This window comes from Streptomyces virginiae (genome assembly GCF_000720455.1).
GTDB classification, from domain to species: Bacteria; Actinomycetota; Actinomycetes; order Streptomycetales; family Streptomycetaceae; genus Streptomyces; species Streptomyces virginiae.
The window spans coordinates 120970-143835 of the sequence record NZ_JOAK01000009.1; the positions used below are offsets into that span (position 1 = coordinate 120970).

Annotated in this window: 20 protein-coding genes; 15 read left to right on the forward strand and 5 right to left on the reverse strand. The window is 73.7% G+C overall.

Features of this window, described 5'->3' with window-relative positions; translation table 11 throughout:
* The first annotated feature begins 148 nt into the window (after nucleotides 1-148).
* The 9 genes from IG86_RS0116215 (at nucleotide 149) to IG86_RS0116260 (ending at nucleotide 8312) form a co-directional block, all read left to right on the forward strand.
* Complete coding sequence (locus IG86_RS0116215; RefSeq protein ID WP_045937366.1) at nucleotides 149-835, forward strand: HemK2/MTQ2 family protein methyltransferase; 687 nt, start codon at nucleotides 149-151, stop codon at nucleotides 833-835.
* Nucleotides 819-1061: a CDGSH iron-sulfur domain-containing protein gene (locus IG86_RS0116220; protein WP_045937367.1), complete on the forward strand. Its 243-nt coding sequence runs from the start codon at nucleotides 819-821 to the stop codon at nucleotides 1059-1061. Before IG86_RS0116215 ends, IG86_RS0116220 begins: the two co-directional genes overlap by 17 nt.
* A complete protein-coding gene (locus IG86_RS0116225) occupies nucleotides 1058-2113 on the forward strand; it encodes an iron-containing redox enzyme family protein (protein WP_078848617.1) in 1056 nt (351 codons plus the stop codon). The genes IG86_RS0116220 and IG86_RS0116225 overlap by 4 nt, the downstream gene beginning before the upstream one ends.
* Nucleotides 2110-2628: a flavin reductase family protein gene (locus IG86_RS0116230; protein ID WP_385872971.1), complete on the forward strand. Its 519-nt coding sequence runs from the start codon at nucleotides 2110-2112 to the stop codon at nucleotides 2626-2628. The genes IG86_RS0116225 and IG86_RS0116230 overlap by 4 nt, the downstream gene beginning before the upstream one ends.
* Before the next feature lie 155 nt (nucleotides 2629-2783).
* Nucleotides 2784-3113, forward strand: coding sequence for a hypothetical protein (locus tag IG86_RS0116235; RefSeq protein WP_030897438.1), 330 nt, complete (start codon nucleotides 2784-2786; stop codon nucleotides 3111-3113).
* 132 nt (nucleotides 3114-3245) lie between these two features.
* Nucleotides 3246-5420, forward strand: a complete 2175-nt coding sequence (locus tag IG86_RS39975) for a tetratricopeptide repeat protein (protein WP_051785213.1) — start codon at nucleotides 3246-3248, stop codon at nucleotides 5418-5420.
* 55 nt (nucleotides 5421-5475) lie between these two features.
* Nucleotides 5476-5892 (forward strand): DUF6153 family protein, encoded by a 417-nt coding sequence (locus IG86_RS0116250; RefSeq protein WP_030897443.1) that lies wholly within the window; start codon nucleotides 5476-5478, stop codon nucleotides 5890-5892.
* Between the two features lie 127 nt (nucleotides 5893-6019).
* The gene (locus tag IG86_RS0116255) at nucleotides 6020-6643 is read left to right on the forward strand and encodes a DUF305 domain-containing protein (protein ID WP_030897446.1); all 624 of its coding nucleotides are present in this window, start codon (nucleotides 6020-6022) and stop codon (nucleotides 6641-6643) included.
* 340 nt (nucleotides 6644-6983) lie between these two features.
* The gene (locus tag IG86_RS0116260; RefSeq protein WP_037942558.1) at nucleotides 6984-8312 is read left to right on the forward strand and encodes a cytochrome P450; all 1329 of its coding nucleotides are present in this window, start codon (nucleotides 6984-6986) and stop codon (nucleotides 8310-8312) included.
* A gap of 21 nt (nucleotides 8313-8333) precedes the next feature.
* Here the strand turns inward: IG86_RS0116260 and IG86_RS0116265 are convergent, their stop codons facing one another.
* Nucleotides 8334-9371, reverse strand: coding sequence for an AraC family transcriptional regulator (locus tag IG86_RS0116265; RefSeq protein ID WP_037942560.1), 1038 nt, complete (start codon nucleotides 9369-9371; stop codon nucleotides 8334-8336).
* Nucleotides 9372-9559: 188 nt separating this feature from the next.
* On the opposite strand from IG86_RS0116265, the gene IG86_RS0116270 reads away from it, so the two are divergent.
* From IG86_RS0116270 to IG86_RS0116280, 3 genes are all read left to right on the forward strand, one after another.
* Nucleotides 9560-11407 carry an ABC transporter ATP-binding protein gene (locus IG86_RS0116270; protein ID WP_385872966.1) on the forward strand — a complete coding sequence of 616 codons (1848 nt, stop codon included), beginning with the start codon at nucleotides 9560-9562 and terminating at the stop codon, nucleotides 11405-11407.
* Between the two features lie 55 nt (nucleotides 11408-11462).
* A complete protein-coding gene (locus tag IG86_RS0116275) occupies nucleotides 11463-12200 on the forward strand; it encodes a carbonic anhydrase (RefSeq protein ID WP_234316343.1) in 738 nt (245 codons plus the stop codon).
* A 129-nt stretch (nucleotides 12201-12329) separates the two neighbouring features.
* Nucleotides 12330-14294 (forward strand): flavin monoamine oxidase family protein, encoded by a 1965-nt coding sequence (locus IG86_RS0116280; protein ID WP_078905916.1) that lies wholly within the window; start codon nucleotides 12330-12332, stop codon nucleotides 14292-14294.
* A 40-nt stretch (nucleotides 14295-14334) separates the two neighbouring features.
* Here IG86_RS0116280 and IG86_RS0116285 read toward each other — a convergent pair whose 3' ends face one another.
* Nucleotides 14335-16341 (reverse strand): CASTOR/POLLUX-related putative ion channel, encoded by a 2007-nt coding sequence (locus IG86_RS0116285; RefSeq protein WP_030897458.1) that lies wholly within the window; start codon nucleotides 16339-16341, stop codon nucleotides 14335-14337.
* An 84-nt stretch (nucleotides 16342-16425) separates the two neighbouring features.
* Complete coding sequence (locus tag IG86_RS0116290; RefSeq protein WP_030828497.1) at nucleotides 16426-17007, reverse strand: hydrolase; 582 nt, start codon at nucleotides 17005-17007, stop codon at nucleotides 16426-16428.
* Nucleotides 17008-17154: 147 nt separating this feature from the next.
* Here IG86_RS0116290 and IG86_RS0116295 point away from each other — a divergent pair, with 147 nt between their 5' ends.
* The gene (locus tag IG86_RS0116295; RefSeq protein ID WP_037942563.1) at nucleotides 17155-17763 is read left to right on the forward strand and encodes a DUF6434 domain-containing protein; all 609 of its coding nucleotides are present in this window, start codon (nucleotides 17155-17157) and stop codon (nucleotides 17761-17763) included.
* Nucleotides 17764-17838: 75 nt separating this feature from the next.
* On the forward strand, nucleotides 17839-18915 hold the full coding sequence (locus IG86_RS0116300) for an enoyl-CoA hydratase/isomerase family protein (protein WP_045937405.1): 1077 nt from the start codon (nucleotides 17839-17841) through the stop codon (nucleotides 18913-18915).
* A 39-nt stretch (nucleotides 18916-18954) separates the two neighbouring features.
* Here the strand turns inward: IG86_RS0116300 and IG86_RS0116305 are convergent, their stop codons facing one another.
* Both IG86_RS0116305 and IG86_RS0116310 read right to left on the reverse strand, forming a co-directional pair.
* Entirely contained in the window at nucleotides 18955-19611 is a 657-nt protein-coding gene (locus IG86_RS0116305) for a TetR/AcrR family transcriptional regulator (RefSeq protein ID WP_030897463.1), read from the reverse strand.
* A 75-nt stretch (nucleotides 19612-19686) separates the two neighbouring features.
* On the reverse strand, nucleotides 19687-21954 hold the full coding sequence (locus tag IG86_RS0116310) for an ATP-binding cassette domain-containing protein (RefSeq protein WP_030897465.1): 2268 nt from the start codon (nucleotides 21952-21954) through the stop codon (nucleotides 19687-19689).
* A gap of 106 nt (nucleotides 21955-22060) precedes the next feature.
* Here IG86_RS0116310 and IG86_RS0116315 point away from each other — a divergent pair, with 106 nt between their 5' ends.
* Nucleotides 22061-22822, forward strand: coding sequence for a TetR/AcrR family transcriptional regulator (locus tag IG86_RS0116315; RefSeq protein ID WP_030828513.1), 762 nt, complete (start codon nucleotides 22061-22063; stop codon nucleotides 22820-22822).
* Nucleotides 22823-22866 lie beyond the last annotated feature (44 nt).

Genomic DNA, 22866 nt, shown 5'->3' on the forward strand with positions numbered 1-22866 from the left:
CGCACAGGGCCGACGCGTCCCCTTTTCCGTCTGTTCCTCCGAAGGTCACCTCGACCGCGGATGGGTCGCCGAGCTGCGGGCAGGCGCCCACTGCCGTCACACGCGGCGACTCGGCCCCGCAGGCCACACACGAAACCGGAGGTACACGGTGTCCAGTACGACCTTCACTCCGGGCACACCGACTCCGGGCCTGATCGCCCTCCCGGGTGTGTACCGGCCCCAGGCGGACACCCGGTTCCTCGCCGAGGCACTCGCCCACGAGGACCTGGGCCCCGGGCGCGACGTGCTGGAGATCGGTACGGGCACCGGCGCGCTCGCCCTGCACGCCGCGGACCGGGGCGCCCTGGTCACCGCGGTCGACGTCTCCTGGCCCGCCCTGCTCACGGCCCGCCTGAACGCCCTGCGCCGGCGACTTCCGCTGCGCCTCCTGCACGGCGACTTCGCCGCACGCACCGCCGGCCGCCGCTTCGACCTGGTCTTCGCGAACCCGCCGTACGTCCCCGCCCCCGGGGACGGGCCGCCCTCGCACGGGCCGGAGCGGGCCTGGGACGCGGGCCCCGACGGCCGCGCCGTCATCGACCGGATCTGCGCGAGGGCCCCGGCGCTGCTGCGGGCCGGCGGCTCCCTGCTCATGGTGCATTCGGGGATGTGCGGGGCGGAGGAGACCGTCGACCGGCTGTCCGGGGCGGGCCTGACCGCCGGGGTCACGGCGAGGACCGTCGTGCCGTGGGGCCCCGTCCTGCGCGGACGGCGGACCTGGCTGGAGCGGAGGGCGCTGGCGGCCCCGCACGAGGAGTGGGAAGAGCTGGTGATCATCCGTGCCGTGTCCGTCTGACAGCGCCGCCACCCCCGCCCGGCGGGTGTCCGTGGACCCGCAGGGCCCCGTCCTGGTCGAGGGACCGGTCGAGATCGCCCTCGACGACGGGACCGTCGTGCGGTCCGACCGGTTCATGGTCGCGGTGTGCACCTGCCGTCGCAGCCGCACGTACCCGTGGTGCGACACCAGCCACCGCCCCCGCGAACGAGCCGCTTCGACGAACGAGGACGGGAACCCCCGATGACAGCAGGCGACCACCGGAACACGACGACGACGGCCACGGCGACGGCGACGAGGCCGGGAACCGGCCCCGGCCTGGCCGGGGCGCGCGGCGAGCTGTCCGCCGCCGTGATCCGGGCCCTCCGGTCGGGCGGCCCACCCGCCTACGCCCCCGCATCCGTACTCCGCGCCGACCCGTGGGGCGAGGACCTGCACCTCGCCCTCTACCTCCTCTACGAACTGCACTACGCAGGCTTCGACCGGGTCGACGACGAACGCGAATGGGACCCCGACCTGCTGCGGCTGCGGCAGGACGCCGAAGCCCGCTTCCTGCACGCCCTGCGCACCGAGCTGGCCGACGGGCCCCGGACCGTCGAGGACGCCTTCGCCCCGCTGCTCGTCGAGCCCGTGGACCTCTCCGCAAGCCTCAGCCACCGGCTGCAGACCGACGGCGAGCTGTGGCAGCTGCGCGAGTACGCGGCCCTGCGCTCCCTCTACCACCTCAAGGAGGCCGACCCGCACGCCTGGGTCATCCCCCGGCTGACCGGCCGCGCCAAGGCCGCGATGGTCGCCATCGAATACGACGAGTTCGGCGCCGGCCGCGCCGACCGCATCCACGCACGGCTCTTCGCCGAGCTGATGGCCGACCTCCGGCTGGACCCCACGTACGGCCGGTACCTGGAGCAGGCGCCGGCCCCCCTGCTCGCGACCGTCAACCTGATGTCCCTCTTCGGCCTGCACCGGGCCCTGCGCGGCGCCCTCGTCGGCCACTTCGCATGCGTCGAGGTCACTTCCTCACCCGGCTCCCGCCGCCTCGCCAGGGCCATGCGGCGCTGCGGGGCGGGGCCCGCGGCCGAACGCTTCTACACCGAGCACGTGGAGGCCGACGCCGTCCACGAACAGGTCGTACGCCACGAGGTGATCGGCGGCCTGCTGGCCGACGAACCGGACCTGGAGGCAGACGTCGCCTTCGGGTGCGCGGCCACCGTCCTGGTGGAGGACCGGCTCGCCGACCACATCCGACGGGCGTGGAACCGGGGCGACAGCGCACTGCGCACCCCGCTGCCGGAGCTGTGACGGACCGAGAGGGGCCGGAGGTCACCGTGGCGGAACTGGACGAGTTCACCGACGTGCTCGACTACCCGATGTACGTGGTCACGACGGCGGCCGGGGACCGGCGGGCCGGCTGCCTGGTGGGCTTCGCCTCCCAGTGCTCCATCGACCCGCCCCTTTTCATGGTGTGGCTCTCCAAGGCCAACCACACCTACACGGTCGCCCGGACGGCCACCCACCTCGCGGTGCACGCCCTGCGCGAGGACCAGAAGGACACCGCAGAACTCTTCGGCAGCCGGACCGGGGACGACACCGACAAGTTCGCGCACCTCGCATGGCACCGGTCGCCCCACGCCCCCGCGCCGATCCTGGACGACGCCGCCGCCTGGTTCCTCGGCCGGATCGAAACGCGCGTCGACGGCGGAGACCACGTCGGATTCCTCGTCGAGCCCGTCGACGCCGGCCGGCCGGGCCCCGAACGGCCGTCCCTGCTGCTCCTCGGCGACGTCGTGGACCTCACGCCCGGCCACCCGGCCTGACAGGCGGAAATCCGCCGCCGCGCCCCGGCGGGTCCACGACGCCGGCGCGGCCGCACGCCCGAAGGCCCCGCCCTCCTTTTGCGGCCCCCACCGACCGCGCCGAGACTGAACCCGCGTGTGATCAGCCAACCGACGAACGGACGATGGGAGAAGACATGTCCGAATACGGGAACGGATTCGCCTGCGAGGCCGGTGCCGATGACTTCACGGCCACGGCCCACCGGGGCGGCAAGGACGGCCGCCGGGTCACGGTGAAGGGCACGTGCGCGTGCCGGACCCCCGGCTACCGGCTCAAACTGATCCTCGCGTCACCGCCGTTCTTCCCCAACGAACTCCACCTGGAGCTGACCGAGGAACCGCCGACCGGAACCGTCACCCAGGTCATCACCCCCACGGACGTGGAAGGCGAGTTCGATATCGGCGACGAGGTCGAACGCGTCGTCATCGTCAACCGCGACATCACCGTGCTCGTCAAGGAGGGATGAGCCCCGGCACCCCCCGGGCCCCGCCGCACCGCTGACATCCGGTCAGGCGGGGCCGTCACCTCGCCGCCCCGGGTACCGAATTCACCCGCACGGGTGAAAATGGGGGCCGGGTGCGGACGTGTGGGGGGCGGCATGCCGGTGTTGCTCGTACGAGAGAACGGCCGGGTGCGCGGCTGGCCGGCCTACCTGGGCGCGGTCGCCCTGGGCGCCGCGGCCCTGGCCCTGGCCTCGGTGTGGACCAGCGGGGCGTGGGCCACGGGCATCGGCGCAGCCGTCACCACCTTCTCCGGGCTCGTCGCCGAACGGCTGCAGCCGCAGCGCGGGTCGGCCGCAGGCGCGGACACCGCCCGGGCCGGAGGCGGCGCACTGCTGCGCACCGCCGAGGGGCGGATCCCCTCGCTGCGGCAGGTGGACCGCCCCGAACTGGCCGGCGCCCACCACGCGGACGGGCACCCCGCCGACGGCAGCCGGACTCCGGGCGCGGCCCCCGCGTACATCCGCCGCGACGTCGAACCCCAGCTGCGCGAAGCCCTCGGCCGGGCCGGATTCGTCCTGCTGGTGGGCGAGTCCACCGCCGGCAAGTCCCGGCTCGCCCACGAAGTGGCCCGGGCGCTCTTCCCCCGGCACGCCTTCGTCCGCCCGCTGGGCAGGGCCGCGCTCCCACAGGCGCTGCGGGTGGCCGGCACCCGGCGGCGGGCCGTGCTGTGGCTGGACGACCTGGAGGAGTTCCTCGGCGCGGACGGACTCACGACCGCCATGCTGGCCGCCCTGTCGGCACCGGTGCCGGGCCGCCGGGTGGTGCTGGCGACCATGCGCACACAGGAGTTCCGGCGCTTCGACGCCCGCGAGGAGAGCCGCCTGACGGGCTCCGACCGGGACGCCTGGCGCACCCAGCGGGACGTGCTCCGGCAGGCGCAGGTGGTACGGCTGGCCCGGCACTGGTCGGCCGAGGAGCGCCGGCGGGCCGCCGCCCACACGCAGGACCCGAGGATCGTCGCGGCGCTGCGGGCCGGAGAGCGCTTCGGCATCGCGGAAGTCCTCGCGGCCGGACCTGAGTTGCTCGCGAACTGGCACGACGCCTGGACACCCGGCGCCAACCCGCGCGGCGCGGCCGTGGTCGCCGCCGCCGTGGACTGTCGGCGGGCCGGGCTGCGCAGCCCGGTGAGCCGCGACCGGCTGCGCGAACTGCACCGGCCCTACCTGCTGGAGCGCGGCGGCGGCGACCTCCAGCCGGAACCCTTCGACGACGCGATGAACTGGGCCTGCACCGCGGTCTACGCCACCAGCGGCCTGCTCATCGGCAACTACACCCAGGGGTACACGGCCTTCGACTACCTGCTGGGCGCCCCCGGTCTGGCCCCGGTCCCCGAGCACCTGTGGCAGTCCCTCGTCGCCAGGGTCTCGGCCGCCGAGGCCTACGACATGGGCCTGCTGGCCCATCAGGAAGGGCGGCCCAGGAGGGCCGCCGAGGCGCTCTCCCGGGCCCGGCTGGGCGGGGTCCCCGGCGCAGACTTCCTGCTCGCCATCACGGTCGGGGACGCGGGCCGGCCGCGCCGGGCCGCCGCCGACCTCGCGGGGATCACCCGGCGGCGCGAGGACCGGCTGGGACCCGGCCACCCCGACACCCTCGCCGCCCGCCACCAGTTGGCCTTCTTCACCGGGGAGGCCGGCAACCCGCACGCCGCGGCCGGGCGGTTCGCCGCACTGGCCGCGGACGCGGCGTCCGTCCTCGGAGCCGACCACCCGGACACCCTCGCGGCCCGTCACGAACTGGCCTACTTCACCGGTGAGTCGGGCGCCCCGGCCGAGGCGGCCCGTCAGCTGGCCCGGCTGCTCGCCGACCGGCTGCGGGTACAGGGCCCCGACGACCCCCAGGTGCTGGCCACCCGGCGCAGCCTGATCTGGTACCGGGCCGGCGAACCCGCCCGCACCGAGGCCGAGCTGGCCGAGCTGCTCGCCGACGCCGAACGCTGCCTCGGCCCCGACGACCCGCACACCCTCGCCGTCCGCAGCAGCCGCGCCGCCTTCGCGGCCCGGGCGGGCCGCACCGCCGAGGCCGCGGCGGCCTGGGAGTCGCTGGTGGCCGACCGCACCCGGGTCGTGGGTCCCGACCACCCGCACACGATCTACGCCCGGCTGGAATGGGCCCGCGCCCTGGCCTCCTCGGCCCGCCCCGAGGAGGCCCGCGCCCTGCTGACCCGGACCCTCGGTGACGCCCGGGCCCTGCTGGAGCCGGGCCACCGCCATCTGCGCCTGGCCCGGGAGCTGCTGGCCGACCTCCCGCCGGGGCAGCAGCGCCCGGCGTAGCGTGCGGGGCCCGCCTCGGGGCACTGTGCCGCGCGGGGGACCGTACGATGATCCCGTGACCCACACCTGCCGGCCGACGAACCGACGCCCCTCGGCGCGCGGTGCCGCCCTGCTCGTGTTGGTACTGGCGGTGCTGGCCGGGATCCTCGGCATGCACGCCCTCGGGCCGGCCCCGGCACGTGCCGCCCTGCCGCCGGACGCCCACCACGCGACAGCCGTGGACCACGGCGCTCCCGCCGTCGGGCAGGCGGGCGAGGACTGCTCGCACCCCGACGGCGGCCCGGTTCATCCCGAGCACGCGGACGCCACCTGCGCCGCCGCCGGCACCGCCTCGGCGTACACGCCCCCCGCGCTCGCCGAGGCGCTGGTCGGCGTGCCCGCGGTGTTCCCGTCGGAGGCCGCCGAGGCGCCGGCCGCGGCCGCCGCCCGGGCACCGCCCGATCTGGCCGAACTACAGCTCCTGCGGATCTAGAGCCGCCCGCACGGCCCGTCCCACCGGCACCCGCCGTGCGCCGCGCACGCCTCTTCGTCCGTTCTTCCCGCATGCCCGAGAACCGGGCCGCGGAGCAAGGAGCAGTACCACCATGACCAGCACCACCATGACCGGCAAGCGTTCCCTCTTCCGCCGCGCCGCCGCCGTCGTCTCGGCAGGAGCGGCCGCCGTCGTGCTCGCCGCCTGCGGTGGCGGCGACGGCGCGGCCGGCCACGACGGCCACACCGCCGCGTCGGCCCAGGCCCCGGCCCCCGCCGGTCAGGGGCAGCACAACGCGGCCGACGCCGCCTTCGCCAAGGGGATGATCCCCCACCACCGCCAGGCCGTGGAGATGGCCGACCTGGCCCCCTCCCGGGCCCGTTCGGCCGAGGTGAAGAAGCTCGCCGAGGACATCAGGAAGGCGCAGGACCCCGAGATCAAGGCCCTGTCCGGGTGGCTGACCTCCTGGGGTGAGCAGGTGCCCGCCGAGGGCGCCACGGACCACTCCGCACACGGCACGGCCGGGATGATGACCGCGGAGCAGATGGCCAAGCTCAAGAGCGCCTCGGGCACGGCGTTCGACACCGCCTTCATGGAGCTGATGGTCGAGCACCACGAAGGCGCGGTGGCGATGGCGAAGACGGAGCAGGCGCAGGGCGCCTTCCCCGGGGCCAAGGCGATGGCGGAGGCGATCGTCACCTCCCAGTCCGCCGAGATCGCGCAGATGAACAAGCTCCTCGGCCGGAGCTGAACCGAACCGGGCCGGGCCGGCCGGGGCGCCGACGCCCCGGCCGGCCCGGCCCGTACGGTGCGAGACCGTTCCGTCCACCCCCGACCTGCACGACCTGGCGGCCCTGTCCGGGGCCACGGCCGGGCGCAGAGTCGCTTCACCGTGCTGGTCGCCTCGTACGTCACCCGGGAACTGCTCGCCGGTACCCCGGCCCCGGCGGTCCACCGCATCGAGCAACTGCCCGCGCCTGATCCGTCCGTGGCCGGCCGGCGGGCTGTCGCCCGCCGCGTCCGCTCCCCTACAGTGCGTGATGCCGAAACCGGTCCGTGACGACGCACAGCCGCCGAACAGGAGCAGACCCGTGGCCACCCACGCCCGCCCCGGCCCCCTCCCGATCCCGTCCCCGGCCGCCCGCCCGGTCCCCGAGCTGGACCCCGACCTCGTAGCGGACTGGCAGGGCGGGGGCGGTGAGCTGATCGACCTGTTCGCCCAGGCCCACGCACGGCTCGGCGGCGTCGCCGCGTTCCGGCTGGGCCCGCGCCCGACCGTCCTGGTCACCGCCCCCGACGCCGTCCAGCACGTCCTCGCGCTGCGGCCCGAGGTGTACGTCAAACGCTCGCACCGCGCCCGGCTCCTGCTCGGCGACGGCGTCCTGTCCGCGACCGGCGACGCCTGGCAACGCCAACGGCGCCTGCTGCAGGCTCAGTTCACCGGACGCGGGATGCGCCGCTACGAGCAGCGGATCTCCGGGGCCGCGCGCGCCGCCGCGGCCCGCTGGGCGCAGTACGCCCGCAACGGGCAGGTCCTCGACGTCGGCGAGGAAATGCGCCGCTTCGCCCTGGACACCATCTGGCGCTCCCTCACCGGACACCCCCTCGACCCCGGCACGGAACGGGAACTGGCCGCCGTACCGGCCGTCGTGGCCGCGCTCCCCACCCTGCCCGCCGACGGCGTCACCGACCGGGGCGCCGTGGCCGTCGAACTGGCCCGCATCGACGCCCTGTCGAGCCGCGCCGTCGACGCCGCCCGCTCCGGCGGCGCGGGACCCCACGGCCCCGGTCTGCTGCAGGTCCTGCTGGACGCGGCCGTGACCTCACCCGAGTACACCGACCGGCTGATCCGGGACGAGCTGGTCACCCTGCTGGTCGCCGGGCACGAGACCACCGCCGGCACCCTGACCTGGCTGTACCTCTTGCTCGACCGCCACCCGCACGCCCGCGAGCGGGCCCTCGCCGCCGGCGCGGAAGGCTCCCCGGAACGCAGCCGGGCGGTACAGGCCCTCGTCCACGAAACGCTGCGCTTCTACCCGTCCGCGTGGATCCTGCCCCGCCACGCGGCCGAGGACGACGTCCTCGCCGGGTACGCGATCGAAGCCGGCACCGACGTCCTGGTCTGCCCGTACCTCACGCACCGGGACCCCGGGGTCTGGGAGGATCCCGGCCGGTTCGACCCGGACCGCTTCCTCACCCCCGGCCGACGGCCCAGCCGCCCGGGCGGCTACGCCCCCTTCGGCCTCGGCCCCAGGGCCTGCCTGGGCCTGCAGTTCGCCCTACGGGAGTCGACCGTCCTCCTCGAACACCTGCTGCCCGCCCACGTCCCGCACTTCCGCTCGATCCCGGCCAAGGCCGCCTTCGGCCTCACCGTCCGCCCCGACGGCCCGACCCCCGCCACCCTCGGTGACGTCCCCTGACCGGGGGAAAGCGCGGGCCGTTCACCCGACCCGGTCGACCGCAACGGCCTTGCGGAGCTCGCCCGGGGTCTTCCCCGACCAGCGGAGCACCGCGCGGCGCAGCACCCGCACGTCGCTGTAGCCGACCCGGCCGGCAACCGCCCGGAGCGGCAGGTCGGTGCTGCGCAGCAGGTCCAGGGTGTGTTCGTGCCGTACGCTCTCGGTCTGCTCGCGCCATGTCGTGTCGTGCTCGGCGAGCCGCCGCTGGAGCGTGCGGGGGCTCACCGCCAGACGGCAGGCCACGTTCTCCAGGTTCACCGTGCCGTCCCGGAAGGCTTCGGTCAGGACGGCCCGGAAGCGGTCGAGCCAGCCGAGTACGGGCCGGGAGGCCGCCAGGACCAGCTCCGCGTGCTGCGCCAGGATCCGCTCCACTCCCGGCTGGGCCCTGGGCAACGGCACGCGTACGTCGTCCTCGGTGAAGGAGATCGAGTTGTACGGCGCGCCGAAGTGGATCCGGTCGGTACCGAACAGCCGGGCCAGCTCCCGGGACCGGCGCGGCGGCCGGTGGGTCACCGTGACCCGGGACGCAGCGATGTCACGGCCGGTCGCCCACCTGGCCCGCGTCAGGAACAGCGAGAGGGCGAACAGGTCGACGGCCTCGACCACGTCCGGGCCCCAACTGCCCGTCGCGTGACGGACGGTGAAACGACCGCGGCCCTCCTCGACGACCAGCTTCTCCGCCGCCGGATCGCCGATCACGGCGATGAGGTTCACGGCCTGTGCGAGCGACTCCCGCAGGGTGGGCCCGCTGGTGGCCAGGTAGTCCCAGAGCCCGAAGGCGCCGATCGGAGCCCCTTCGAGGATCAGCGGCCCGATGAGGGTGCGGGGCTCGGCCAGGACCAGGTTCTCCCACACGGTCAGGAGCGACGAGGTCGAGACCCTGGCCATGTCGTTTCCGAGCACCTCGGCGCCGAGGTCGGGCAGTCGTGCGAGGCCGCCCGTACGGGAGTCGGCCACGGCTGCGACCAGGGAACGTGTGAGGTGGGCCGAAACGGTGCCGTTGATCGCGGGCGGATGCATAGGAGCAGCGAGGCTACCAGCCGCCTCCAACCGGCCTTCGGCGCGAACCCGTCTGCGCCTTCCGGGCGGGCCGCAGCGGCCGGAAAACACGTGGACCGCCCCGGCTCCCTTACGGGACACTCCGACTCCTGTCCTGCTGGTCCGACAACACAGGGTTTGGGATGGGATCGCCAAAATCGCGCGAAAGCATGCCGAGCAGGGGCTCGGTACTCCTCGCACTCCGCTGTTACGGACGGGAACTGGCGCGCCTGCGCCGGGTCGCCGTTCCCGCCATGCTGCTCCCGGCGCTGGGCAACATCGGCATCTTCTACATCGCGCCGCTGGTCGTCGCCAAGCTCGTGGGTCGGCTCGCCGAGGGCGGCGGCGCCGGCCTCGACACGATGCTGCCCTACGTCCTCGCCTTCGCGGGGGTCCTGCTGCTCGCGGAGACGCTGTGGCGGATCGGGCTGCACTGCCTCAACCGCCTCGACGCCCGGGGCATCGAGCACCTCTACGTCATCGGAATGGACGAACTGTTCGCGAAGGACGCGGCGTTCTTCCACGACAACTTCGCCGGATCGCTCACCAAGCGGGTCCTCAGCTTCGCCTCCCGCTTCGAGGAGTTCGTCGACACGCTGACGTTCTCGGTCATGGGCAGCTTCGTACCGCTGCTGTTCGCGTCGGTGGTGCTGTGGCAGTACGAACCGATGCTCGTGGTCGGCCTCCTCACGCTGATCGCCCTGACGGCGCTGTGCGTCGCCCCGCTCATCCGGCGCCGCCAGAACCTCGTCGCCCAGCGCGAGGAGGCCATCGCCCGGGTCTCGGGCCACGTCGCCGACAGCCTGATGAACATGGACACGGTCCGGGCGTTCGCCGCCGAGGACCGCGAGGCCGCCGAGCACCAGTCCCGCGTCGCCGAGTCGCGCCGGCTGACGCTGCGTTCGTGGGACTACGGCAACCTGCGCATCGACACGCTGGTCGCGCCCCTGTCCGTGCTGACCAACGTGCTCGGCCTGCTGCTCGCCGTCGCCCTCGGCGCGGGGGAGCACGGCGTGGAGGCGATCATCGTCACCTTCACCTACTACGCCAACGCGACCCGCATCATGTTCGAGTTCAACCAGATCTACCGCCGTCTGGAGAGCTCGATGACGGAGGCCGCGCAGTTCACCGAACTCCTGCTGCAGCCGCCGACGGTGCTCGACCCGGTGACGCCGGAGCCGCTGCGCTCCGAGGGCGCCGACGTACGGTTCGAGCGGGTGAACTTCTCCCACGGCGGTGGGCGACCGCTCTTCGAGGGCCTCGACCTGGACGTGCCCAGCGGTTCGAAGATCGGCCTCGTCGGCCGGTCCGGCGGCGGCAAGACCACGCTCACCCGGCTGCTGCTGCGGATGACGGACGTGGACGGCGGCCGGATCCTGATCGGAGGTCAGGACATCAGCCGGCTGCGCCAGGCGGACCTGCGCAGCCGGCTCGCCTACGTGCCGCAGGACCCGGCGATGTTCCACCGCACCCTGCGGGACAACATCGCCTTCGCCAGGCCGGACGCCACCGAGGCCGAGATCCGCCGCGCGGCCGAGGCGGCGCACGTCACGGAGTTCGCCGACGCGCTTCCGGACGGATTCGACACCATGGTGGGCGAACGCGGCGTCAAACTGTCCGGCGGGCAGCGCCAGCGGGTCGCCCTCGCCAGGGCCATCCTGCGCGACGCGCCGATCCTGCTGCTCGACGAGGCGACCAGCGCCCTGGACTCGGAGAGCGAGGTCCTCGTCCAGGAGGCGCTGTGGCGGCTCATGGAGGGCCGGACCGCGCTCGTGGTGGCGCACCGGCTGAGCACGGTGGCCACCATGGACCAGCTCGTCGTCCTCGACCGCGGCCGGATCGTGGAGCAGGGCACGCACCAGGAGCTGCTCACGACCGAGGGCGCCTACGCCAAGCTGTGGAAGCACCAGTCGGGCGGTTTCCTCCACGACACCGACACCGACGCCGACACCGACGCCGACACGGTCGCACTCGCGGACACCCCCGCCGGTACCCGGGCGCACTCCGAGCTGAACTGAACCCGGGCCGTGTCCTGTGGAGCAGAGCGATCGAAAATGAATAGTTTGTCCCGATGTGAGTGTCGAAGCTGAAGGTGAAGAAGGCCCGGGACGGCGTCGGCTGGCCCGGGCGGTACTGACGGGCGTGGCCGCCGTGGGCGCCGGGCTGGTGGCCGGCTCCTCCCACGTACCCATGGCCCCGCGCATCGGGGGCGGGGCCGGATCGCGGCCCACCACCCCCGAGTCGGCGCTGCGCGCACTGGTGGCGGGGAACGGGCGCTGGCGCACCTACCACGAGCGCCACCCCGACCAGACGCGGACCGTGCGGCGCACGCTCGTCGCCGGCCAGCACCCGTTCGCCGTCGTCCTCGGCTGCGTCGACTCCCGGGTTCCGCCGGAACTGGTCTTCGACCAGGGCCTCGGCGACCTGCTGACCGTGCGCTCGGCGGGCGAGGTCCTGGACGAGGCGGTCCTGGGGAGCATCGCCTACGGGGTCCTCGAACTGCGCATCCCGCTCGTCGTCATCCTGGGACACCAGTCGTGCGGGGCCGTCGCCGCGGCCGTGCGGGCCGCGGAGGGCGGACCGCCGCTCCCGGGCCACATGCAGTACCTGGTCGACCAGATCCGCCCCGCCATCGACCGCGCTCTGCGGGGCGCCGCACGGATCGACGCCGCGATCACCGCCAATGTACGGCTGGTGCGCGAGCGGCTGGCCGCCGAGCCCGAGATGGCCGCCAAGGTCGCCACCGGTGCGCTGGCCGTCGTGGGAGCCCGGTACGAACTCACCAGCCAGCGGGTGCGCCTGGTCCGCTGAGCGCCGTGCGCCCCGGCCCGAAACCCCGTTCGTCAACTTCGCGGGGCCCGTAGCGCACGTCCGGGTGGTACTTTCCCGCCCGGGCCCCTTTCGGCGTTCAGGGCGCCCGGGGGCCTGGAGAGTTGGTTCATGATCACCGAGTCTTCCCCCGCCCCGGACGCCACCCCCGACCCGGCGGACGGGCCCGCTCCGGACCCCGCCCGCCGCCCCTCGCGCCGTACCCTCATCGCCGGGGCCGCCGCGGTCGCGGGAGCCGGCGCCCTCACCGCCGCCACCGCGTCCGCCGGGACCCCGCAGGCTCCGTCCGGCTCGGCCCGCCCCGACTGGGAGACCTGCCTCACCGTCGCCCGGGCCGTCCTCGTACGGGGCGACGACGACCGGCCCCTGGTGCCCGGTTACGCGGACATCCTGCTCAGGAACGGCCTGCCGCGCTCCCGGATGCCCCGCAGGAAGGTGCTGGTCGTCGGCGCCGGGCCGGCCGGCCTGACCGCCGCCCACCTGCTGCGCGAGGCCGGGCACCAGGTCACCGTCATCGAGGCCAACGGCAACCGCGTCGGCGGCCGGATCAAGACCTTCCGCACCGGCGGACACGAGAAGTCCCCCGCGGCCTTCGCCGACCCCAAGCAGTACGCCGAGGCCGGCGCCATGCGGATCCCCGACAGCCACCCGCTGGTCACCGGCCTGATCGACAGTCTCGGCCTCAAGCGCAGGCGCTTCCACCTCGTCGACGTCGACGGTTCCGGCCGGCCCGCTTACCGCACCTGGATCTTCGTCAACGGCATCCGCGTGCGCCGCGCCGACTACGCGCGCAGCCCGCAGACCCTCAACCGCTCCTTCGGGGTGCCGGCGGCCTACGAGTCGGTCCCCGCCGCGCAGATCGTCCGCAGCGCCTTCGCCCCCGTGCGCAAGGAGATCGACGGCAAGAAGGACAAGGCGCTCGTCGAGGGCTGGGCCCGCGTCATCCAGCGCTACGGCCACATGTCGATGTACCGCTACCTCACCGAGGAGGCGAAGCTCGACGAGCGCACCATCGACCTGATCGGAACCGTCGAGAACCTCACCTCCCGCCTCCACCTCGCCTTCGTGCACAGCTTCATCGGGGCCTCGCTCATCAGCCCCGACACCGCCTTCTTCGAACTGCCCGGCGGCACCGCCACCCTGGCCGACGCGCTCTACGCCCGTGTCGAGGACATCGTGCGGCTCGACCGCCGCGCCACCCGGATCACCCACGGGGAGGGACGCGTCAGCGTCGACACCGTCTCCGAGGGCCGCGACGGCCGCCCCGTGCAGCGCGAGACCTTCACCGGCGACACCGCGATCATCACCGTCCCCTTCTCCGGCCTGCGCCACATCCCGGTCACCCCAGCGCTCTCCTACGGCAAGCGGCGCGCGATCACCGAGCTGCACTACGACGCGGCCACCAAGGTGCTGCTGGAGTTCAGCCGCCGCTGGTGGGAATTCGACGAAGCCGACTGGAAGCGCGAACTGGAAGCCGTACAGCCCGGCCTGTACCGCAAGTACCAGCTCGGGCAGACCCCGGAGGACGGTGCGCTGCTGGGCGCCCACTCCTCCGTACCGCGCAGCGGCATCTCCGGCGCCCAGCGGGCCCACTACGCGGCCTGCCGCAGCCTCACCCGCGACCAGCCCGAGGCCGCCGGGGTGATCGGCGGCGGCTCGGCCACCGACAACCCCAACCGCTTCATGTTCCAGCCCTCCCACCCCGTCGAGGGCAGCCGGGGCGGGGTCGTGCTCGCCTCCTACAGCTGGTCGGACGACGCCCTGAAGTGGGACTCCCTGGACGACGACGAGCGCTACCCCCGCGCCCTGGCCGGCGTCCAGGAGGTGTTCGGGCAGCGGATCGAGGTGTTCTACACGGGCGTCGGACGCACCCAGTCCTGGATGCGCGACCCGTACGCCTACGGCGAGGCCTCCGTACTGCTGCCCGGCCAGCACACCGAACTCTTCCCGCACGTGCGCGGGGCGGAGGGGAACCTGCACTTCGCGGGCTGCCACACCTCCGTCAAGCCGGCGTGGATCGAAGGCGCCCTGGAATCCGCGGTGCGCACCGCGCTGGAGGTCCACACGTCGGCGTGACCGACGGCTTGACGGCTTGACGACCTGCCGTCCCCGTGCCTCAGTTCTCGGCGAGCACGACCACCCAGTCGTGCTCGCCGAAGCTGACCCGCTGCCGCTTGTCGGGATTGAGCCGGACGCCGTACGCGGGAGCCGTCTCGGTCTGTGCGCGCAACCGGTAGCCGACCGCGCACTCCCGGCGCCGGCGCGCCGACTCGACCACCGTGGCGAACGCGACCTCCCGGCCGGTCCGGACGTAGTCCGCCGCCGGCCGCAGGTAGAACTCGCTCCCCTCCGCCCGGAACAACTCCGCGAAGACGTCGGCGAGATGACCGCTCTCGGAGATCTGCGTCATCAGGAGGCTGATCAGACGGCCGCTGACGATGAAGTCGGCACCGGCCCGGGCGGGGGCGAGCAGCCGGTTGCCGTCGTCTGACATCTCGGTGGTCAGGGGGAGTTCGCAGCCGGCGGCCTCACCGATCGCACGCAGGTGCAGCAGCGTCACCAGGGTCCTGTCGTCCGTGCCGCTCCCGGACTCCGGAGCGGGGCCGGGCGGCTCCGCTCCGGGGGGTGCGGCGGCCGCGGCCGGGCCCTCGCGGTCCGTCTCGCCGATCACGATCACGCTGTCGTACGAGGGCACGTCCAGCTTGGCCAGGACGTCCGGGTCGGTGATGTCCCCGCTGTGGAAGGCCACTTCGAGACGGCCGCGCGCCGCCGCGACCTCGGCGGCGGACCGCCGCGCCGCCCCGTCGCCGAGCGCGACGACGTCCAGGGTGGCGCCGGGGCTGACGAACTCGTCGAGCTGCTCGACGACGAGCGGTGCGCGCCGGTTCCAGCCGAGGAGGAGCAGCCGTTCGGCGTAGCGGGACCGGGGACGGGCGGTGACGATCGCGTCCTCGTCGACCCAGGGGCCCGCCGGCTCCGGCACGGCCGTGTCGTCGTCCTCGGAGACCAGGATGATCCGGTCGCCCGCGTCGATCTCCGTACCGGTGTCCGGATTGAGCACGACGCGGCCGTCGGCGTGCAGCAGGCCGACCACCGAGGACGTGGTGTACGCGAGCAGGGCCTCGCCGAAGGTGCGCCCGGCGAGCCCCTGTGCGGTGGCGGTGTAGAACTCGTCGCCGTCGAAGTCCAGTAACTCCTGGTAGACGAGGGAGAGTCCGGGCTGGCGTGCGGTCTGGACGAGGAGCCGGGCGATGATCTCGTCGGCGCACAGCACGTGTCCGCCCGGTCCGGCCGCCAGCTTGGCCGTGAGGTGGTTGCGCGCGTCGCGGACCGCGGCGACCACCACCGTTTCGCGCGGCCGGGGGAGCGCGGCGTCGAGGGCGAGCAGGGTCTTCACCACGTGGGCGTCGCCCGCGTCCCCGTCGGGAGGCAGCACCAGGACCGCCTTCGACGTCTGCGGGCTCACCCGGGCCAGCACGGTCGGGTCGGTGGTGGGCCCGCTGCGGCAGATGATCCGCGTGGTGCCCGTCCCCGTGCGGGTGCCCGGACGCGCTCCCGTGCTGCCGGGGCCCGGACGGACTCCCGTGCCGCCGAGGCCCGTGGCGATCTCGTCCTCCATGTCCACCTTGTCCTTCGGGGCGAGGACGGCGATCGCGCGACGGCGCTGGTTGGCGTTGGCCGCGACGAGTTCCGTGACCACCGGGAAGATCTGGTCGGACCAGCCGAGGACGACGGTGTGCCCCGCCTCCAGGACCGTTGAGTGCCCGCGCCGCAGCGACATGATGCGCTGGTTGATGCCGGTGGTGATCAGGCTGACCAGCGTCGACACGAACAGCAGGGCCACCAGGGCGAGCGTCACCGACGCCAGCACGTAGAGCGGGGAGCCGACCGCGCCACCGACCTTGAGGGTCTGCCCGACGCTGACCCAGACGGCCGTGAGCCGCCCCGAGAGGGTCGTGGGGGCGGCCCGGTCGGCCCAGACGAGGACCGCGCTCGCCGGGACGACGACCGCCAGGCAGGCCACCGCCAGCCACCCGATGAGCGGGGCGGTCCCGCCCGCCACCAGGTTGTCGAACCGGTACAGCAGGCGCAGCCGCAGGGACGTGGTGTGCTGCTGTGCCATGAGTACTCCCTCGTCTTCCGGGCTGCTAACCCGTGAGAGGCCCGGGGGTTACGGGCGGACCCGGCCGGAAGCGGTCACGGGCGCTCACGGGCGCAGGGCCGCGATGACCTCGTCGGTGGTGGTCACCCTGCCGATGCGCGGGAAGATCTTGCCGAAGGTGTGGGTGTGGGAGTCGGGGTCGGTGTCGGCGGTGGCGTCCTCCGGGAAGACCAGGTCGTAGCTGAGTTCCCACGCCGTACGAGCGGTGGACTCGACGCCGACGCTGGTGGAGATGCCGGCCAGGACGATGCGGTGGATGCCGCGGCGGCGGAGCTGGAGGTCCAGCTCGGTGCCGGTGAAGGCGCCCCAGTGGCGTTTGGTGACGACCACGTCCCCGAGGGCGGCGAGTTCGGCGGGGATCTCGGAGAACGCGGCGGGCGGCGCCGAGGCCGGACCCGGCCGGTCCACATTGGCGGTGGGCAGGTCCCCGCCGTCGGGCGACCAGGCCACCTTGACCAGGACCACGGGCAGCCGGTGGGCGCGGAACGCCGCGGCCAGCGCGACGCCCCGCTCCAGGACCTCGGGGGCGGGCCTGGTGGTGGGCAGGGCCAGGATGCCGGTCTGCAGGTCGATGAGGACCAGGGCGGTGTCCTGGCCGAGGGCGAGGCCGGTCGGGTCGGCGGGCATGCGCTCTCCTTCGGAGCCGGGTGCGGTGGGGCCGCCACGGCGCGCGGTCCGAGGCCAAAGCCTGTCAGACGCGGCCGGACCCGGCCCGGCGGATCACCGGCATGTCGCGCACGACCGAGCCGCCGGCGAAGCCGATAGGATGCGAACGTGAGTACGAATGCGGTGGAGGTGCGCCCCCTCCTGTCGACGGCGCTGACCGGCGCGGAGCTGCTGCGCTGGTACTGGACCCTGGCCGAACTGACCGAGCTGGCACGGCAGATGGGTGTGCCCACCCGCGGTGGGAAGGCCGCCGTCACCGCCCGGCTCGCCGCCGCGCTCGACGGCCGCCCCGAGCCCGCGGCCGCGGCGCCCGCCCCACCCCGCCGTGCGGGGCGGCAGCTCGCCGCCCCCGTCGACGGGACGACGGTGATCCCGGCGGGACAGCGCTGCAGCCAGGTGCTGCGGGAGTACTTCGTCCGCGAGATCGGCCCCGGCTTCCACTTCGACGCCTTCATGCGGGAGTACGTCGCCGGCCACGCGGGCCACACCCTCGCCGACGCCGTCGAGCACTGGCACGCGACCCGTGCCCGGGCGGCCGAACCCCAGGAGGTCGGCGCCCAGTTCGAGTTCAACCGCTTCCTGCGCGACTGGCACGCGCACCACCCCGGCGGCGCCCGTACGGATGCCATGGCCGCCTGGCGGGCCCACCGGTCCCGCCCCCGCGACCGGGACACCCCTCGGGCCCCGGCCGGGGCTCCGCCATCGGCCGGTGGGTGACGCGTCCGGACCGGGGCTCACGAGGATGATCTTCCGCATACCGTCCCACCCCACGCCGCGGACATACTGATCGCCGTGAAGACCGAACCCGATACCGACGCCAGCGGCCCCTCCGACGACGACACCGTCCTGTTCCACGTCGACGGGCGGACCGGCGTGGTCACCCTCAACCGCCCCCGGGCCCTCAACGCCCTCACCCACCCCATGGTGCTGCGGATCGCCGAGGCCCTCGACGCCTGGGCGGACGACCCCGCCGTCGGCCAGGTCGTGATCCGCGGAGCCGGCGAGCGCGGGCTCTGCGCGGGCGGCGACATCCGGGCCATCCACGACGACGCCAAGGCGGGCGGCACCGCCTCCGCCGGCTTCTGGCGCGACGAGTACCGGCTCAACGCCCGCATCGCCCGCTACCCCAAGCCGTACGTCGCCCTCATGGACGGCATCGTCATGGGCGGCGGCGTCGGAGTCTCCTCCCACGGCAGCGTCCGCGTGGTCACCGAACGCTCCCGCGTCGCCATGCCGGAGACCGGCATCGGCTTCGTCCCGGACGTCGGCGGAACCTGGCTGCTCGGCCGCGCCCCCGGCCGGCTCGGCACCCACCTCGCCCTCACCGGCGCCGCCGTGGGCGCCGCGGACGCGCTGCTCTGCGGGCTCGCCGACCACTTCGTACCCGCCGAGCGGCTCCCGGAGCTGACCGCCGCACTGGCCACGGCCCCCGCCGGCGAGGTGCTGCCGCGGTACGCCGCCACGCCCGCCCCCGGGGTACTCGCCGACGGGCGGTCCTGGATCGACCACTGCTACGCGGCCGGCACGGTCGAGGAGATCGTCGAGCGGCTGCTCGGCCGGGGCGAGCCGGCCGCCAAGGAAGCCGCCGAGACGCTCCTGGCCAAGTCCCCGACCGCGCTGAAGGCCACCCTCGCCGCCGTCCGCCGGGCCGCCGCCCTCGACACACTGGAGCGGGCGCTGGCGCAGGAGTACCGCGTCTCCTGCAACGCACTCACCACGCCCGACCTGGTGGAGGGCATCCGGGCCCAGGTCGTCGACAAGGACCGCGCCCCGCGCTGGTCCCCGCCGACCCTGGCAGAGGTCACCGAAGCCGACGTGGAACGCTTCTTCGCCCCACTCGGCGAAGACCACGAACTGCGACTGTCCTAGGGAGTGTCTTTCGGATCTTGAGACACGCCCTGGCGGGTGTCAGGCGAGGCGGGTCTGGAGGCCGTCCAGGATCCGCTGGAGGCCGTAGTCGAAGTGCTCGTCGCGGAGCGCGCGCGGATTGCGCTCGCTCAGCCCGCCGCGGGCGATCCGCGAGAGGTGGGCCGCCTCGCCGCTCGTCGCGCCGACGACGTACGAGACGACGGCCCTCATCGCGGGCGCAGCCTCGCTCGCCGGGAAACCGGCCGTCTGGAAGAGTGCCAGCATCCGCTCCGACATGCGCATCAGGTTCGGGCCGAGGTGTGCCGGCCCCACCTGCCCGAGCACCGAGGCGACCCAGGGATGGCGCAGGGTCATCGCGCGCAGGTTGTGGCCGCTGCGCGAGACGGCCTCGCGCCAGTCGCCCGGCGCGTCGGCGGCGGGCACCACCAGCTCGCCGCAGACCTCGTCCAGGACCAGCTCGATCACCTCGTCCTTGCCGGTCACGTGCCGGTACAGCGAGGTGCCCGCCGCGCCCACCTCGGCGCCGAGCTTGCGCATGCTCAGCGCCTCCATCCCCTCCGCGTCGAGCAACCGCAGCGCCGCCGCGACGATCCGGGCCCGGCTCAGCACCGGCTGCCGCTCCTTGCGGCGCGGACCCGCCCAGGCGGGGGCGACGGCGGGCGCGACGGGATCGTGGTGCTGCTCGTCTGCTGACATGACGGCAGCCTAGCGGTCGGTGCGAACGCCGTACGCATCGTGCGTACGGCGTCCGTCGCCGCGTTGTCCGCCCCGCTACGCGTCGGCGCCGACGTACTCCCGCAGGTGACGGGCGGTCAGCGTGTCAGCCCCCGCCACCAGGGCCGCCGGAGTGCCCTCGAAGACGACCTGGCCGCCGGAGTGGCCGCCGCCGGGACCGATGTCGATCAGCCAGTCGGCGTGCGCCATCACCGCCTGGTGGTGCTCGATGACGATCACCGAGTTGCCGTCGTCGACGAGCCGGTCCAGCAGGGCGAGCAGCTTGTCGACATCGGCCATGTGCAGGCCGGTCGTCGGCTCGTCCAGGATGTACGTCGAGGACTTCTCCGCCATGCTGATCGCGAGCTTCAGCCGCTGCCGCTCCCCGCCCGACAGGGTGTTGAGGGGCTGGCCGAGCCGCACGTACGAGAGGCCGACGTCGGCCAGCCGCCCGAGAACGGCCCGGGCCTGGCCGGTGGGGAAGAACTCGTACGCCTCCGCCACCGGCATGTTCAGCACCTCGCTGATGTTCTTGCCGCGCAGCCGGTACGTCAGCACCTCGGGGGTGAACCGCTTGCCCTCGCACTCCTCGCACACGGTGGCCACCCCGGCCATCATCGCCAGGTCCGTGTAGACGAGCCCGAGGCCGTTGCACTTCGGGCAGGCACCCTCCGAATTCGCGCTGAACAGCGCCGCCTTGACGCCGTTGGCCTTGGCGAAGGCGGTCCGTATCGGCCCCAGCAGGCCGGTGTAGGTGGCGGGGTTGGACCGGCGCGAACCGCGGATCGGCGACTGGTCGGCCACCACCACCCCCTCCCGCCCGGACAGGTGGCCGTGGATCAGCGAGCTCTTCCCGGATCCCGCGACACCGGTCACCACCGTGAGCACGCCGAGCGGCACCTCCACGCTGACGTCCTTCAGGTTGTGCAGGTCGGCGCCCTTCACCGACAGGTGGCCGCGCGGGCTGCGCACCGCCTCCCGCAGCCGTGCCCGGTGGCCGAGGTGGCGGCCGGTGAGGGTGCCGGAGGTGCGCAGCCCGGCCACGTCCCCGCTGTAGCAGAGCTGCCCGCCCGCCGTGCCGGCGCCCGGGCCGAGGTCGACGACGTGGTCGGCGATGGCGATGACCTCGGGCTTGTGCTCCACGACCAGCACGGTGTTGCCCTTGTCGCGAAGCCGCAGCAGCAGGTCGTTCATGCGCTGGATGTCATGCGGGTGCAGGCCGGTGGTGGGCTCGTCGAAGACGTAGGTGACGTCCGTGAGGGACGAGCCCAGGTGCCGGACCATCTTCACGCGCTGGGCCTCGCCGCCGGACAGCGTGCCCGAGGGGCGGTCCAGGCTGAGGTAGCCCAGGCCGATCTCGACGAGGGAGTCGAGCAGACCCCGGAGGTTGGCCAGCATCGGGGCCACGCCGGGGTCGTCGATCCGGCGTACGAAGCCGGCCAGTTCGCTGATCTGCATCGACGCGCACTCGGCGATGTTCACCCCGTGGATGCGCGAGGACAGCGCGGCCGCCGACAGGCGGGTGCCGCCGCAGTCGGGGCAGGCGGTGAAGATCACCGCACGGTCCACGAAGGCCCGGATGTGGGGCTGCATGGACTCGCGGTCCTTGGCGAGGTAGAGGCGGGTGATCTTGGTGATCAGGCCCTCGTAGGTGAAGCCGTTGGAGCCCGCCTTCACCTTCACCGCGCTCCGGTGCAGGAAGTCGGCCCACTCCTGTTCGGTGAAGTCCCGCAGCCTGGTGTCGGGGGAGTAGAAGCCGGAGTTGGCCATGTTCTGCCAGTACCAGGAGTCCACGGCGAAGCCGGGGACGGTGATCGCGCCCTCGTTGAGCGAGAGTTCGCGGTCGACCAGCTGGTCCACGTCGATGTCGGAGACCTCGCCGACGCCCTCGCAGCGCGGGCACATCCCCTCGGGGTTGTTGAAGCTGAACGCGCTGGACGTGCCGATGTGGGGCGTGCCGACGCGGGAGTAGACGATCCGCAGCATGGTGTAGGCGTCGGTGGCCGTGCCCACGGTGGAGCGGGAACCCGCGCCCATCCGCTCCTGGTCGACCACGATGGCGGCGCTCAGGTTGTGCAGTCCGTCCACGTCCGGGCGGCCGAGGCTCGGCATGAAGGACTGGACGAAGGCGGTGTACGTCTCGTTGATCATCCGCTGTGACTCGGCGGCGATGGTGCCGAAGACGAGGGAGGACTTCCCGGAGCCGGAGACGCCGGTGAAGACCGTCAGACGACGCTTGGGTATGTCCAGCGAGATGTCGGCGAGGTTGTTCTCGCGGGCTCCCCGGACCTGGATGACCTGGTGGTTGTCGGCGGCGATGTGCACGGAACTCCTCGGGGTGCGGCGTTTCGGCTTACTCTCTACGCTATATATTATACGTTGTACTCTATACGGTGTAGCCAATTGTTGACGAAGGCTCGGAGGCCGGGACATGGTGAAGGACCGCAGCGGCGCGGGAGACCCCGTCCGCACGCTGGAGCTGCTGTGGCGCGAGCCCGGGCAGCCGGCGCAGCCCGCCCGGCGCGGCCCCCGGCAGGGCCTCAGCGTGGACGCCGTCGTCGCGGCCGCGACCGCGCTCGCCGACGAGGAGGGCCTGGCCGCGCTGACCATGCGGGCGCTGGCGCAGCGGCTCGGCGTGACGCCGATGACCGTCTACACGTACGTCCCCGGCAAGGCGGAGCTGCTCGACCTGATGCTCGACGACGCGTACCTGCACATGGAACGCCGTCCCGCCGACCCGCGGGAGCCCTGGCAGGTCCACGTCGCCCGGGTGGCCGAGGACAACCGGGACCTCATGGTCCGCCACCCCTGGATCGCGGACCTGGCCGTCACCCGCCCGCCGCTGGGCCCCGGAGTGATCGGGAAGTACGAGTACGAACTGGCGGCCTTCGAAGGGATCGGGCTCACCGACACCGAGATGGACGCCGCCCTGACCCACCTGCTCGGCTTCGTCCACGCCAACGCCCTGGCCGCGGCCGACGACGCCGACCACAACAGCCGCCAGAGCCAGGAGGACTGGTGGGCCGTCAGCGCCCCCCTGCTGGAACGGACCCTGGACCCCGAGCGCTACCCGCTCGCCGACCGCGTGGGCAGCGCGGTCGGCGGCTACCACCCCCGGACGATCTGGTCCTTCGGCCTCCAGTGCGTCCTGGACGGCCTCTCCCACCGCCTCGCCTCCCGCCCCAACCCCTAGGTCGTGTCCGCAGGGTCCCGCCTGCGCGGCGGGCGGCCGACGCT